The organism is Endozoicomonas sp. ALB115, from assembly GCF_049310245.1.
GTDB lineage: Bacteria > Pseudomonadota > Gammaproteobacteria > Pseudomonadales > Endozoicomonadaceae > Endozoicomonas.
In genome coordinates, this window is sequence record NZ_JBLYZG010000006.1 from 140,002 (window position 1) to 154,194 (window position 14,193).

Consider the following 14,193-nt stretch of genomic DNA (forward strand, 5'->3'; position numbering starts at 1 on the left):
TTAACTGATGGTAAAAAGCCCGCTATTTGCGGGCTTTTTATTAAGCACAGTGCTCAACCTTAGCAGGCTGGCTGCGCTAATGACCTGTGGAAACATCCCCCAGAACTTCAGCAAGACTGGACCGGGAAAGCTGCCCCTGCAACTGCCCATCGTCATCAACAACGGGGAGGGGAAAGTCGGTGTCCAGGGTATCGGGAATAACGGACTCCAGTATTGAGTCTGCCTGAATAGTCGGCACCGTCTCAATCAATATCGAGGTGACCTTCTTGTGACTCCCCTTCTGCACGGCCTGCTCAAGGGTCTGCTGAAGAATCACACCCTGATAGCCTTCATCATTAACGTAATAGCCAAAGTCTTCAGAGGTCTTTTTCATCTGACTCAAGGCCTCATCAATGGTTTCTGCAGTAATTCGACAGGCCGGAGGTTTCATCACCGTTTCTACGGTCAATGCCCGGGCACGGTTAACATCCTTAACAAACGCTTCCACATAATCTGTGGCCGGATTCAACAGAATATCTTCCGGAGCCCCCTGCTGAACCAGCTCACCATCTTTCAGAATGGCAATGCGATCACCCAGCCTCAGCGCTTCATCCAGGTCATGGGTAATAAAAACAATGGTTTTCTGGAGCTTACTCTGCAACCCGATCAACTGATCCTGCATCTCACTGCGAATCAGTGGATCCAGGGCAGAGAAAGCTTCGTCCATCAATAGAATTTCCGCATCGGTGCACAGCGCCCTGGCCAGACCAACCCTCTGTTGCTGCCCTCCCGACAGCTGGGAGGGGTATTGCTGCTCGTAGCCAGCCAGCCCCACGGTATCCAGCCATTGTTCCGCTTTCTTCAGTCGCTCGGCTTTGCCAACACCCTGAACCGACAGACCATAGGCAACATTATCTATGACCGTCCGGTGAGGCATCAGACCAAAACGCTGAAAGACCATGGACATCTTCTGACGTCGAAAGCTTTCCAGTTCTTTGGCAGAAAACCGGGTAATATCGGTGCCATCCACCAGGATCTCCCCCTCAGTGGGATCGATCAAACGGTTAAAATGGCGAATCAAGGTGGACTTACCGGATCCGGAAAGCCCCATAATCACAAAAATCTCACCTGCCTTGACGTCCAGGTTGATATCCCTGAGCCCAAGCGTATGCCCGGTATCAGCCAGAATCTGATCTTTGGATTCCCCCTGATGAACCCGGGGCATAACCTTGTCAGGCTGTTTCCCGAATAATTTGTACAGGCCACGAATCTGGATCAGAGGCTTTGTCTTGTCACTGTTATGCATGCTCAGCGCCTCCCAGATGTTTCTGGGTTCTGCGGGCATAAGCCTGAGAAACCCGGTCAAAGATGATCGCCAGCGCAACAATGGCAAGACCATTGAGCAGCCCCAGGGTGAAATACTGATTGGTAATGGATTTCAGTACCGGCTGCCCCAGGCCCTTGACGCCAATCATGGAAGCGATCACCACCATGGCCAGCGCCATCATAATGGTCTGGTTAATACCGGCCATGATGGTTGGCATTGCCAGTGGCAGCTGCACCCCCCACAACCGTTGCCACGGGCTGGCACCATAAGCGGTAGCGGCTTCCAATACCTCTTTATCCACCAGACGAATCCCCAGATTGGTCAATCGAATAACCGGTGGAATGGCATAAATAACCACCGCGATCACGCCGGGAATCTTGCCAATCCCCAGCAACATCACCACCGGAATCAAATAAACAAATGCCGGCATGGTCTGCATGATATCCAGCATCGGCGTTACCAGCTTCTGCACCCGGTCGGAACGGGCCATGGCGATACCGATTGGAATGCCCAGCACCAGGGAGAGCAAGGTGCATACCGTGATAACACTCAGGGTTCTCATGGTATTTTCCCACATACCAAAATAACCAATGGTCAGCAGGGAACAGACAACACCGAGGCACAGCTTCCAGGAACGGCTGGCGGCGTAGGCCAAACCGGTGATTACCGCCAGTATCAGTAACCAGGGAGAGCTGATCAGCAGGTTTTCAAACCAGACAAGAAAAGAGAGCAACGGATCAAAAAACGACTCAATCAAATCGCCATGTTCCCGGGAAAACTCCCGGTAGGCACCATCCAGAGTCTTTCGCAAAGCGATCAGGTCACTGCGTTCCATATCCGGAAACTCAGTAACCCAGGATTCCTTAGCCATACACTTCAGCCTTTATTATGGGTGATTGGCACAGTATTCAGAGTATGGAGTTTACGCCTTTCGACTCCGCTCAAGACGAACGGAGTCTGGAGGTCAATAAATAAACCCATCAATTGCATTGAACCAGTGATGACCTTAGAGAGCCGCAAGCTCTTGCTTTACTTTTGCCACCACATCAGCAGGCAGCCACTGGGACCAGACGGACTCATAGTTGGTCAGGAAATGCTCCATGGCGATTTCACCATCCGCCTGATTTTCTTCCATCCAGGCCAACAGCTCATTCATCTGCTGATTGGTAAACGAGCGCCCTGCCAGGTACTCATAAGCTGCCGGTGCTTTAACGGCGAAACGTTCGGTGGTAATGGTATTGACCGGCGATGGCGGATACATAGTGACTTTCGGAGACTCACAATCTTCTTTGGTGGTACAGTTGATGTATTCATCTACATCAACACCGGAACCGAAATCCACCTTGACCATTTCATACTTGCCCAGTACTGCCGAGGGTGCCCAGTAATAGCCAAACCAGGCCTCTTCCCGCTCATAGGCTTTGGCAATAGCGCCGGACATACCGGCACCGGAACCCGGGTCAACCAGGTCAAACCCATGCTCTTCCAGCTCCAGCGCCCTGAACAAGTTGCCAGAATTAATCTGGCAGTTCCAGCCCGCCGGGCAACCGTAAAAAGCGGACAGGCTGGAATCTTCCGGATGCTTGAAGATTGCTGCTTTCCCTTTAATACCCTTGATGGTTTTCAGCTCAGGGTCTTTTTCTACCATGTATTTCGGTACCCAGAACCCTTCCTCACCGCCTTCTGACAGCGAGTTGCCAGCATAGCGAAGGCGCTTTTCCTCGACACCTTTATCGAAAGCCTGCCTCATGGAGTTACTCCACATTTCCGGCGCGATATCCGGCTCTCCTTTTTCAACCATGGAGGTACCTGTCGCCATGGTGTCGCCAGGCACCAGCTCCACATTACAGCCAAAGACATTCTCAAGGATAAATTGATCAACGTGAGCTATCAGCGTTGCCGAGTTCCAGTTCATATCGGCGACTGTGACATCACCGCATTCATCAGCGGACACAGAGGCAGCAAAAGGGAGGGAAACAGCCAGTAAGGCAGCGGCAGACAATTTTCTTTTTAGCATGTGCAATCCTGTTTTTATTAATCCGTTTCTGATACCGGGCAGTGCCTTCCTGGCTCTATGGTGTAGAAAGGGATTAAAAATTTCTGCTCCTGCGGTTTTCCGTACACCGATTAACAGCAGAAATTTTTAAGCCCATTTTCCAGCGCCGAACATTTAACCGTACTTTCCCGTATATCAACTGGGGCACTAACTTACACTTCTAATGATTAGATTTCAAATTACTTTCACCAACACCCCAGAGAAAAAGACCAAAAATCAAACAGCTAAGGTTCTGTCCCGGCGATATCCAGAAGCGGCGCGGCATCGATGGACTCGGCATCCATCATGGCTGCAACCCGCTGCAAAGACGACAAGACCTGTGTTTTCTCCCAGGCCTCCAGCGCCTCAAAACGCTCAATAAACTGTTCATGCAGTAGCGCCGGTGCTGTTGCCAATACAGAGCGTCCGAGCTCGGTCAACCGTGCGTTAACAATTCGTTTATCGCTGACACTTCGGACTCGCTCCAGATACTGCCGCTCTTCCAGCCGATTCAAAATGGTGGTTACTGTCGCCTGGCTCAGGGAAACATCCTGGGAAATCCGCTTGACCGTCACATCACCGAGATCGCTGATTGCCTTCAAGACCATGATCTGGGGCGTGGTCAGGCCACAGGCTTTGATCATACGTTTTGAGTGCAGATCCGTTGCACGTATTATGCGTCTTAGAGAAATAAGTACGTCAGTCCAGTAACACGGTTCAGTCATACAATTTACTCATCGAAGAGGTTTAGAAAACAGGCGTATTTATTTGCCACAAAATAAACCGCAAAACAAACAAAATTTGATCTCAAATAGTTTGAACTGTAATATATTTCACCTAGACTCCTAATTAAAGTTGTATACAGGATCCTCTTCATGTTTATCCCCTCAGAGCGTTGACAGGCTTCTTGCACATAGCTCCAAACCCAAACGATCAAATTGATTTTGACTATTCAGCAAGAGCCAGCAACATGTCCCAACCGGAAATCTCTATGCCTTCCAGGCAAACCATCAACCCTCCCGTATTTTTTGGCTCAGCCATGTTAATACTTTTACTGGTGGGCTATACGGTCTTTTTCCCTGAAGATGCCAATAGCCGCTTTACGCATCTACAGTCCAGCATCATGACCAACGCCAGCTGGTTTTATGTCATGGCCGTGGCCCTGATCCTTCTGTGCGTCGCCTTTCTGGGGCTATCCCGATATGGTGATATAAAGCTGGGCCCTGATCATGCCGAACCCTCATTCAGCTTTGGCTCCTGGTTCGCCATGCTCTTTTCTGCGGGCATGGGCATCGGCCTGATGTTTTTCGGTGTCGCCGAGCCGGTTATGCACTTCCTTTCTCCACCGCTGGGTGAGCCTGGTACGGTGGAAGCCGCCAGAGAAGCCATGAAGCTCACCTTTTTTCACTGGGGGCTTCATGCCTGGGCGATTTATGCCATCGTGGCGCTGATTCTTGCTTTTTTCGGTTACCGGCATAACTTGCCACTCACTCTCCGCTCCGCCCTTTACCCCATCATCGGTGACCGTATTTACGGCATTCCCGGCCATATCATTGATGTGTTTGCCATACTCGGCACCATTTTTGGTGTTGCAACTGCGCTGGGTTATGGGGTTTTGCAGGTTAACTCGGGGCTGAACTACCTTTTCGGTATCGACATCAGCACACAGACACAGGTGATTCTGATTGTGGTCATCACGGCACTGGCCACCGTTTCTGTGGCGACAGGCCTTGATAAAGGCATCCGACGCCTCTCAGAAGCCAACCTGCTACTGGCACTGATGCTGTTAGTGATGGTGTTACTGCTCGGACCCACCGTCCTGTTGTTGCAGATGTTCGTGCAAAATACCGGTGGTTATCTGTCTGACATCGTCGGTAAAACCTTCAATCTCTACGCCTATCAGCCCACCGAGTGGCTTGGCGGCTGGACCTTATTCTACTGGGCCTGGTGGCTCTCCTGGTCACCGTTTGTCGGTATGTTTATTGCCCGTATTTCCAGGGGCAGAACCATCCGTGAGTTTGTTACTGGCGTTTTGTTCGTACCAACAGGCCTGACCCTGATCTGGATGACCGCTTTTGGCAATACCGCCATTGATATGATCATGAACCGGGGCATGACCGGTTTGGGTCAGGCCGTAGAAACCGATGTACCCATTGCGCTGTTCAGGTTTCTGGAATATTTCCCGTTCTCAAATGTACTCTCGATGGTAGCCATTGCCATGGTCGTGATCTTTTTTGTCACCTCCTCCGACTCCAGTGCCATGGTTGTCGACATGCTCGCCTCCGGGGGCAACAGTAAAACGCCGCTCTGGCAGCGGGTGTTCTGGTCCAGCCTGATTGGCATTGTAGCCATGGTACTGTTATTGGCCGGTGGCCTGGAGGCCCTGCAAACGGTGACCATCGCCTCAGCACTGCCTTTTTCCATCGTACTGTTGGTGTCAGCTTATGGCTTACTGAAAGCGCTGGCTGTTGATGCAACCAAGAAAGCCAGCCTGGAAAGAACCACACTCACCCCCAAAGTGGGTCATAAACCGATTCCCTGGCAGAACCGGCTGGCGACGATGGTCAGCTTTCCCCGACGGGCCCATGTCAATCGCTTTATTCAGGATGTTGCTCTCCCGGCTATGGAGTCCGTCGCATCAGAACTGAGCAAACAGGGGGTAGAAAGCACGATTCAACTGGATACCGAAAAACAGATACCCAGCCTGGTGGTACTCCACGGCGATGAAGTGGACTTCTTTTACAAAGTGACGCCCCGCTCTTACCTTCAGCCCAGTTTTATGCTGGACGAAGAAGATGAAGAAGAACGCAAATACTTCCGGGCCGAAGTTTTCCTGAGAGAAGGCGGCCAGGGTTACGACATTATGGGCTGGACCAGTGATCAGGTGATTGGTGATATTATCGATCAGTATGAAAAGCACATGCATTTCCTGCACATGGTTCGATAGACTGAACACACCCTCGTTTCCCCGCCCTGTGTGGAAACGAGGTGAACAGTTCGCTATCTAATGTATGGGTAGACAAAGTCAAACTGCTGCCCTGTCAGATTAATGGTCGCTTTTGAATTGTATGTGGTATCGTAACGCTCCATCCAACCATCAGCAGTAATGTGGTAATTGTTCTTGCTGCCATCCCTGCTCAGATGCCCGGACAGATTTCCGTTTAAGGTCTTCCCATACACATTAATCCCTTTAAAGAAAAAGCTGAAATTGACCCCACTGCAAACATTTACCAGATCGGCATGACTGCTATAGGGGATCACTACATACTGCTCTTCACGACCACCCGTTGGCTTAAGCCTGAAACGCATCACCATTATGCCCGCGTGGCTGATATGCAGATAAAGTACCAGTTCAGAGAGCCAGAGTTTTTCAGTTTTGGCAATTCTGTAAGCATCAAAACGATAGGTTCCGGCTGGTATTTGACAGGCAGTAAAGGAGGATAAGTCAGGGGACATCGGCGGCGTATAGGCAGGTGCGGGCTCTGTTCTATAACCATGGTATAAGTAATCCTGCGGGGGTGGGTATAACGGCCCTTCAGGCTGAGGATGGGCCGGCACCTCAGGGTAAGGTGGAGGGGTAAACCGTTCAAGGCCGATTGGTTTACCCAGGACAATCGATGGTAATAAAAGGATAAATGGATACAGTTTCATAACACCACAACCATAACATTATTCTTCCGGGCTAGAAGAATAGGTCATTTACCCGTATTTACAGGATGACTGTGAAATTAAACATCAGATTCAGATACCCGGAATAAGTAGCTGGCCATATGGAATCATATATTTCTGGCTACTTGGGCAGGTGCTATGCGAGGCACAACGGAGGGAGCATAGCCGTAGCTATGTGACCGGAGTTGTAACGAAGCACGACTGCATGGATGCAGGAGCTAGAGCAACGCAGGAGCAGTTGCCGAGAGTACCTGAACAAGGAGTCAGAAATATATGATTTCATATGGTTAGCTACTTACATCCGGGCAGTCACTGCGGGCCTACTGAAATGGATTCATTACAGTATCGAGCAGTTCCCACATACCGTTGCGTTTCTGAATTTCGCTGATTGCTCTGCCTTGAATCATCAGTTGTAACAACTCTTGTATATCGTTATGACCGTGATCTTTTGCCCATTTCAGTTTGCTATTCAGTGCCCTGCGGACTTTGTCCGTCGGCTTTGTCCCCGCGCTCAAAATCGTGCCATATAAACATTCTGCGTCATCGTAACGGTCAGTCACTATTGCCCGCTCCAGAGCTTCATTCAGTTTATCCAGAACTCCATCCGTTAGCGTTGCCCCCAGGGCCACAATGACGCCTGTTAAGCACTCAGCGCCATCGTAATGATCGTCAGCTATGGCCCGCTCCACAGATTCATTCAGTTTGCTTACGTCATCGTCCGTCAGCTCTACCCCGGTACCCTTTATGGTGGATACTAACCGTTCTGCCCGCCCGTAGTTCTGGAAAGCTGCTGCCCCTGCCCATACCAGATGACTCCTCAGTTTTTCCTGGTCATCCTCCGTCAGCTTTGTCTTGGTGCTGACAATGATGGATAGTAACAGCTCTTCCTCATCGTAATGAAGGTGATCTACTGCCAGTATCAGACGGTTACTCAGCGCTATCCGGGTATCCTCCGTCAGCTCTGTCCCAGTGCTGACAATGATGGATAGTAACAGCTTTGCCTTATCGTAAAGACGGTTATCTAATGCCTCTATCAGACCTTTACTCAGTTCTATCCGGACATCCTCCGTCAGCTCTGTCTCAGTGCTTACAAAGACGGACTTTAACAGCTCTGCATTATCGTAAAGACGGTTATCTACTGCCACTATCAGACCTTTGCCCAGTGCTATCCGGTCCTCCTTCGTCAGCTCTGTCCCAGTGCTTACAATGATGGATAGTATCAGCTCTGCCTTATCGTAAAGACGGTTATCTATTGCCACTATCAGACCGTTACTCAGTGCTATCCGGTCATCCTTCGTCAGCTCTGTATCAGTGCTTACAATGATGGATAGTATCAGCTTTGCCTTATCGTAAAGACGGTTATCTACTGCCACTATCAGACCGTTACTCAGTGCTATCCGGGCATCCTTCGTCAGCTCTGTCCCAGTGCTTACCATGAAGGACAGTAACAGCATTGCCTGATCGTAAAAAAGGTGATCTACTGCCTGTACCAGACCGTTACTCAGTGCTGTCCGGGCATCCTCTGTGAACTCTGCCCCAGTGCTTTCAGCGATGAATTGTATCCGTTCTAAAAAATCATACCATCCGTACTTCAATGACAATATCACGCCTTCATTCAGTGTTCTCTGCCCTTCGCTGGTCAGCGTTGGCCCTGTATCCTGAGTAATAATGAGTTGTCGTTGCAGTTCCTGAAAAGGCAGGGTATTGGTCGGTCTTTCCTGATTTGCCACCTCCTTTGCTTCGACGACAAGACCCCATAATTTTACTAACTCAGACAGGCCGCCTTTGAATAATGGACTGACTTTCCTTTCTTCTATTTGATGATGGTTGACACGCACCGGCTTCAGGCAGTCTGTGTTGATGGGATTCGCACAAAAGGCTGTAGCCATCACATCCCGGCAAAATGCTTTACCCAGTGCATCAGCAGGTTGTAGCTGGTCAGCTGGCAACACCAGATCGTAAGTCAGATTCTCAATGGAAATATCGCGCTGTGGCGCAGTTTTTAGAGAATCTGCTTTTAGAGAAGCTGCCGGTTGTTTTTCCTGAGTTACGTCTGGCTGCCTGTTTCGATAATTGCTGGCTAAATCAACTAAGACTGGGAAATTCATTATATAGATCCTTTTGATAATTCTTATTAGATAACAGTTAATGAATTTTGTTCCATTTTTCTACAGATAATCATTTAGCCTATTACGCCTTCGTTTGAAGTTACTGACTGATCTCGGTCAAAGTGGAATTAAAAGTGGAGTTAAAGACAGGATAGAAACGTTATTTCTTATGCTTCACACCGTTACAACGGAACGGTGAAAATTTCACCCTTCCGTTATTTTGTGGTTCTGGAATATTGCCAATTTATTCTGAAGCTTCCAGTTTATCCTGGGTCCTGAGTTCAAAATCAGAAGCATCATGCCGGTTTCTCAGCTGCCCGGACAGTTCACCCCAGGTGCGGTTGACCATTTTCCCACGTTGAACGGCCTCTCGCTGCCCAATATGTCTGGACCATCGAACAACATGTTGATAGTCATCCACCTGAAGAAACTCGGCAGCATCGTAGATTTTGCCATCCACCAGGGCCCCGTACCATGGCCAGATTGCCATATCCGCAATGGTATAATCATCGCCACAGATATAGGTATTGTTTGCCAGATGCTGGTTTAACATATCCAGCTGACGCTTGACCTCCATGGCAAAGCGATCAATAGGGTACTGGTATTTTTCCGGCGCATAAGCATAGAAATGGCCAAAGCCGCCCCCCAGGTATGGACCACTGCCCACCTGCCAGAACAGCCATGAGAGACACTGTGCCCGCCTGGCGGGTTCCGCTGGTAGAAACGCATTAAATTTTTCGGCCAGATAAAGGAGGATGGCTCCTGACTCAAATACCGGTATCTCCACACCGTCGCTTCGATCCACCAGGGCAGGAATCTTCGAGTTAGGGTTTATGCCAACAAAGCCCGAACCAAACTGATCACCTGCCATAATGTCAATCAGAAAAGCGTCATACCCGGCCTCTTTAATCCCCAGCGCCAGCAACTCTTCAAACAGTATGGTGACTTTCACACCATTCGGGGTTGCCAGTGAATAAAGTTGGAATGGATGCTTGCCAACCGGTAACGGTTTGTCAAAACGGGCACCGGCGGTTGGCCGGTTAATGCCACCAAACTGGCCACCATTCTCATTTTCCCAAGTCCATACCCTGGGAGGAACATACGATGCATCTGCCATGGGCAACTCCTTATTCGTTCTTAAGCCCGAAGCTGCCCAGCATAAGATAATTCCCGAAGAAAGGTAAGCGTATTCCCGTATTAAACACAGACATGAAAAGTAACGTGAATCGTTTTCAGGCCTTGATGCAAACAATCTGGATAAAAAGCACAGAGTCATCTATCTATGTCATACATCAAATTCACTGCTTAGTTCTTTCGTTCAAAAAATAACCGGAGTGTTCAAACAATGATAAAAACTGTTGTTGTATCCGTCCTGCTCCTGGCCTGCTTTCTGGTTATGGCCGACCTTGTTCCCTTTTTACTGAAAAACACAGACTCACCTGCTGATAATGAGCAGCCACAGAAAAAACAGGAACACATTATCAAATCAATCGTTTTATTAGTTGGTATTGCGATTATGATCACACTGATCCTGCACTTCTGGCACTGACTCAATCAAATCTGACTGGAGAGTAAAAGTGATGCTGACACAGTGAACACTGACTACATTTATGGGCATGGCTGCTTCCCTGAGTAATTGCAGGGCATTACTGAATACCATTCATTTCGGTGAGTGTACTTTGCATACCATGATTAACCGTTTAAAGCGTATATTTTCCCGACTGGCGTTTCTCTGTGCTGGCCAGAAACCCTCCTTTGAAGGCCCGGGGCTCTCCGGCATTATTGCGGATTGGGTTGAGCCGTTGCTCAGTGAATACAGCGACAGTAATAATGAGATCGAAAACATTATTGATCTGACGTCTAACTGCTGGAATATCGGTGCCTGTCCAAAAGATAACCGGGCTGAGTTATGGGGTCTTCTTATCCAGCCAATCGTTGAAGAACACTTTTATGAACACCGGCATGATCTTCAGGGCAAACTCAGGAAACTGATCAAAGTGAGGGAGAAACTGTATGCTCACGATCCACGCTTCATCCTGGATTTTCGGTTTAAATATCGCCGCTCCCAATTGAGGCTGGATATTTTCAGCACCCGGGACCTGAGCCCGTCCCAGTTTATGGCCGGGCTTGATGCATTAATCCATCAAAGTGAACTCAATGCCTGACTCACGTCTGAACCTTCATGATCTCCGGCCACTGCGTCGTATAAGAAGGACTCAGCACCTGCTGGTTCATATGCCATGGCTGCGCCCGGAAGCCCACTGATGCAGGCCGGAGTGTCTGGCTCCCAAAGCGCTGGTTAATGGCATCCAGCACGGTCATCATCCGGGTATTTTCCGGAATTGCTGCTGCCGTCAGCAAGTCTCCCTGAAAACTTGCACCGGAACAAAGATCCACCAGGGCAAAGCCCGCCTTTTTATACTCGTAACCTTCCTGAAACAGCACGTCCAAAGCCGGATTTAACTGTTGCAGCCAAACCGAGCTATCACTGGTGGGCGATGGAACCATCAGCTTCAGACTCCGTCCGGTTTGCGGGAGATTGGCCTTAAAGGGATCGGTCCTGATAAAAATAATGGCTTCACGGGAATACTGCTGTTGTTTTCTGAGTTTCTCGCAGGCGCGACAGATAAAACTGGCCAGTGCGGCATGAAGTGCCTGCCTGGTAGTGACCCGCTGGCCGAAGCTCCGGGAGCACATAATCTGATGTTTATTGGCTGAACTCCCCTCTTCCCAGGGAATGCAGTACTCCCCCTGAAGTTCACAGACCGTCCGTTCCAACACCACAGAAAACTGTTTCCTGACCCATCGACGATTGGCGTTTGCCAGTTGTGCAGCAGTATGAATACCTGCCGCCTCCAGCCGCTTTCCTATGCGTCGGCCTACTCCCCATACCTCACCAACCGGGGTGATTGCCATTAACCGCTGCTGGCGTATCGGGCTGGTTAAATCCACAACACCACCGGTTGCCGGAAATTTCTTGGCCGCATAGTTAGCGAGTTTGGCCAGTGTTTTGGTGGTTGAGATGCCCACACCAATCGGCAGCCCCGTCCACTGGAATACCCGCCGTTTCATATCCAACCCTATGGCATGCAGATTTGCCAGCGGAAAACCGGAGAGTTCAACAAAGGCTTCATCGATCGAATACACTTCCAGCTTCGGGCTGAACTGTTCCAGCACCGACATAAAGCGGGAAGACATATCGCCATACAGCGCATAGTTGGAGCTTTTCAGTATGATTTCACCACGGGCCACCTGATCCCTGACCTTGAACGCCGGTGTCCCCATGGCAACGCCCAGGGCTTTCAGTTGCGCTGTTCTGGCAACGATACAGCCATCATTATTGCTGAGCACTCCCAGGGCTTTACCCAGCAGGGATGGATTAAAGACCTGCTCGCAGGAACAGTAAAAAGCATTGGCATCACAGAGGGCAATAACGTCCTTCATCGCAGGTGGTGAATGACTTCAGTGACCACACCCCAGACATTGAGCCCTTCTTCAGAGTCCAGTTTAATCGCAGGGTAGTCGGGGTTTTCCGAGTGCAATTCCGGTTTGCCATGGCAATAGACCAGGCGTTTTACAATCAGCTCACCGTCCAGCAAGGCCAGTATCACATCACCGTCTCCCGGAGTGAGGGAGCGATCAATAATCAGAATGTCACCATCAAAGATGCCAGCGCCTTCCATGGATCGCCCCTGGGCCCGGGCAAAAAAAGTCGCTGCCGGATGACGGATCAACAGCTGGTCCAGGGAGAGCGTATCTTGCAGGTAGTCAGCTGCCGGGCTGGTGAAGCCACAGGCAGCCGGGCTCTGGTAAAAGGGCAATGTCTCTGGCAAAGGTCGTGGAAGGATCTGGATCGGCTTCATGCCATTCAATCTCATCAACTGTTTATTTATACAGTATAAGCATTTAGCGGTTAAAAGAAAACGGATGCACTTTGGAGGCAGGAGAGCTGTTCCGCAAGCCGACTCTGATCGACTTGCAATGGAGCATCTTTGCTTCTCCACCTGACACACCATCAATGGAACCTGACAATCATTTTGAGGTCAAACAGCGACATTAATAATCTAGTGCAGAAAAGCGTTAATACCCGTACACCCCGTTCATCCTGAGCTTGTCGAAGGATGGTGCCACCGTACTTCGACAAGCTCAGCACGAACGGTATGGGTATCAACGCTAAATTGCACTAGGAGGTACTCTGAAAGCAACCACATCCACCCACTCCCGCTCAAAGCCTGACCGCCGGGATGACACCGGTTCAAGCGGGATGCCTGACCGCCCCAGAAGCACATTTAACGGTAAAAAAGTCTCAAACCATCAGTCCTGCAGAGGCACAAGCCGCCCCCTGCATGATGTCAAAACTCTTGAAGACGCCTTTTGGGAAAGTAAACCGTTACCAGAACGTAAGACCACCTCGGCTGAGGTGCTTAAAGCATATAGCCGTGATGTAACCTCGCTCAGAAGTGGCTTCTTCCTGCAAAAGCTCTGCTTACAGAACGTTCCACACGGCAATAGAAAAGTCACCCCGGATCAGGTCATTCAGGAATTCAAACGGGAGCCGGGTCAGAATAGCAAGTGCCAATTAGCGATAGCTCGTTTCAAAGCGGAATGCTGCCTGAAAGGCCTGCTCCTGAATGGTCAGCGGGTCACAGCGGATGCGGTGGTTAAGGACTTCCCGGATACTCCGGAAGGAAAACTGGGAATAGCACGCTTTATGGAACAATGTTGCCTGAGTGGCCTGGGCCTGCAAGGCCAGCAGGTCACACCGAATGCGGTGGTCAGGGCTTTCCCGGATAATCCGGAAGGCAAACTGGGAGTAGCACGCTTTCAGGAACAATGCTGCCTGAGCGGCTTGCCATTGAATGGCCAGCAGGTCTCACCGGATACGGTGGCCAACGCTTTTCCGGATAGTCCGGTAGGAAAGCTGGGCATAGTACGCTTTAAAGAAGAATGTTGCCTGGAAGGCATGCCGTTGAATGGCCAGCAAGTCTCACCGGATACGGTGGCCAACGCTTTTCCGGATAGTCCGGTAGGAAAGCTGGGCATAGTACGCTTTAAAGAAGAATGTTGCCTGGAAG

The 14,193-nt window shown here is 50.0% G+C and carries 13 protein-coding genes; 4 read left to right on the plus strand and 9 right to left on the minus strand.

What is annotated here, in order from left to right; translation table 11 throughout:
* Positions 1–76: 76 nt before the first annotated feature.
* From ACO6VE_RS04700 to ACO6VE_RS04715, 4 genes are all read right to left on the minus strand, one after another.
* Positions 77–1,285, minus strand: a complete 1,209-nt coding sequence (locus tag ACO6VE_RS04700) for a quaternary amine ABC transporter ATP-binding protein (RefSeq protein WP_422448973.1) — start codon at positions 1,283–1,285, stop codon at positions 77–79.
* Positions 1,278–2,177, minus strand: coding sequence for an ABC transporter permease (locus ACO6VE_RS04705; RefSeq protein WP_422459987.1), 900 nt, complete (start codon positions 2,175–2,177; stop codon positions 1,278–1,280). The genes ACO6VE_RS04700 and ACO6VE_RS04705 overlap by 8 nt, the downstream gene beginning before the upstream one ends.
* A 135-nt stretch (positions 2,178–2,312) precedes the next feature.
* Positions 2,313–3,323, minus strand: a complete 1,011-nt coding sequence (locus tag ACO6VE_RS04710; protein ID WP_422459989.1) for an ABC transporter substrate-binding protein — start codon at positions 3,321–3,323, stop codon at positions 2,313–2,315.
* Between the two features lie 263 nt (positions 3,324–3,586).
* The gene (locus tag ACO6VE_RS04715; protein ID WP_422448977.1) at positions 3,587–4,066 is read right to left on the minus strand and encodes a MarR family winged helix-turn-helix transcriptional regulator; all 480 of its coding nucleotides are present in this window, start codon (positions 4,064–4,066) and stop codon (positions 3,587–3,589) included.
* Positions 4,067–4,311: 245 nt separating this feature from the next.
* Between ACO6VE_RS04715 and ACO6VE_RS04720 the strand changes: the two genes are divergently transcribed.
* Positions 4,312–6,288, plus strand: coding sequence for a BCCT family transporter (locus ACO6VE_RS04720; protein ID WP_422448979.1), 1,977 nt, complete (start codon positions 4,312–4,314; stop codon positions 6,286–6,288).
* 53 nt (positions 6,289–6,341) lie between these two features.
* Here ACO6VE_RS04720 and ACO6VE_RS04725 read toward each other — a convergent pair whose 3' ends face one another.
* From ACO6VE_RS04725 to yghU, 3 genes are all read right to left on the minus strand, one after another.
* A complete protein-coding gene (locus tag ACO6VE_RS04725; RefSeq protein WP_422448981.1) occupies positions 6,342–6,992 on the minus strand; it encodes a hypothetical protein in 651 nt (216 codons plus the stop codon).
* A gap of 338 nt (positions 6,993–7,330) precedes the next feature.
* On the minus strand, positions 7,331–9,118 hold the full coding sequence (locus tag ACO6VE_RS04730; protein WP_422459991.1) for a hypothetical protein: 1,788 nt from the start codon (positions 9,116–9,118) through the stop codon (positions 7,331–7,333).
* A 244-nt stretch (positions 9,119–9,362) separates the two neighbouring features.
* Positions 9,363–10,235, minus strand: coding sequence for a glutathione-dependent disulfide-bond oxidoreductase (yghU, locus tag ACO6VE_RS04735; RefSeq protein ID WP_422448985.1), 873 nt, complete (start codon positions 10,233–10,235; stop codon positions 9,363–9,365).
* A 228-nt stretch (positions 10,236–10,463) separates the two neighbouring features.
* Here yghU and ACO6VE_RS04740 point away from each other — a divergent pair, with 228 nt between their 5' ends.
* A complete protein-coding gene (locus ACO6VE_RS04740; RefSeq protein WP_422448987.1) occupies positions 10,464–10,667 on the plus strand; it encodes a hypothetical protein in 204 nt (67 codons plus the stop codon).
* Between the two features lie 61 nt (positions 10,668–10,728).
* Positions 10,729–11,283, plus strand: coding sequence for a hypothetical protein (locus tag ACO6VE_RS04745; protein ID WP_422448989.1), 555 nt, complete (start codon positions 10,729–10,731; stop codon positions 11,281–11,283).
* A gap of 1 nt (position 11,284) precedes the next feature.
* Here the strand turns inward: ACO6VE_RS04745 and ACO6VE_RS04750 are convergent, their stop codons facing one another.
* Positions 11,285–12,562, minus strand: a complete 1,278-nt coding sequence (locus ACO6VE_RS04750) for a Y-family DNA polymerase (protein ID WP_422448991.1) — start codon at positions 12,560–12,562, stop codon at positions 11,285–11,287.
* Complete coding sequence (locus ACO6VE_RS04755) at positions 12,559–12,981, minus strand: LexA family protein (protein ID WP_101746738.1); 423 nt, start codon at positions 12,979–12,981, stop codon at positions 12,559–12,561. The genes ACO6VE_RS04750 and ACO6VE_RS04755 overlap by 4 nt, the downstream gene beginning before the upstream one ends.
* A gap of 401 nt (positions 12,982–13,382) precedes the next feature.
* On the opposite strand from ACO6VE_RS04755, the gene ACO6VE_RS04760 reads away from it, so the two are divergent.
* The coding region (locus ACO6VE_RS04760; RefSeq protein ID WP_422459993.1) for a hypothetical protein at positions 13,383–14,193 on the plus strand (811 nt) is incomplete at its 3' end.

Excerpts from the sequence above, each read along its gene's own strand:
- ACO6VE_RS04715 (WP_422448977.1), bottom strand. The coding sequence starts at position 4,066 with ATGACTGAACCGTGTTACTGGACTGACGTACTTATTTCTCTAAGACGC.
- ACO6VE_RS04720 (WP_422448979.1), top strand. The coding sequence starts at position 4,312 with ATGTCCCAACCGGAAATCTCTATGCCTTCCAGGCAAACCATCAACCCT.
- ACO6VE_RS04705 (WP_422459987.1), bottom strand. The coding sequence starts at position 2,177 with ATGGCTAAGGAATCCTGGGTTACTGAGTTTCCGGATATGGAACGCAGT.
- ACO6VE_RS04710 (WP_422459989.1), bottom strand. The coding sequence starts at position 3,323 with ATGCTAAAAAGAAAATTGTCTGCCGCTGCCTTACTGGCTGTTTCCCTC.
- ACO6VE_RS04725 (WP_422448981.1), bottom strand. The coding sequence starts at position 6,992 with ATGAAACTGTATCCATTTATCCTTTTATTACCATCGATTGTCCTGGGT.
- ACO6VE_RS04730 (WP_422459991.1), bottom strand. The coding sequence starts at position 9,118 with ATGAATTTCCCAGTCTTAGTTGATTTAGCCAGCAATTATCGAAACAGG.
- ACO6VE_RS04700 (WP_422448973.1), bottom strand. The coding sequence starts at position 1,285 with ATGCATAACAGTGACAAGACAAAGCCTCTGATCCAGATTCGTGGCCTG.
- yghU (WP_422448985.1), bottom strand. The coding sequence starts at position 10,235 with ATGGCAGATGCATCGTATGTTCCTCCCAGGGTATGGACTTGGGAAAAT.
- ACO6VE_RS04740 (WP_422448987.1), top strand. The coding sequence starts at position 10,464 with ATGATAAAAACTGTTGTTGTATCCGTCCTGCTCCTGGCCTGCTTTCTG.
- ACO6VE_RS04745 (WP_422448989.1), top strand. The coding sequence starts at position 10,729 with ATGGGCATGGCTGCTTCCCTGAGTAATTGCAGGGCATTACTGAATACC.
- ACO6VE_RS04750 (WP_422448991.1), bottom strand. The coding sequence starts at position 12,562 with ATGAAGGACGTTATTGCCCTCTGTGATGCCAATGCTTTTTACTGTTCC.
- ACO6VE_RS04755 (WP_101746738.1), bottom strand. The coding sequence starts at position 12,981 with ATGAAGCCGATCCAGATCCTTCCACGACCTTTGCCAGAGACATTGCCC.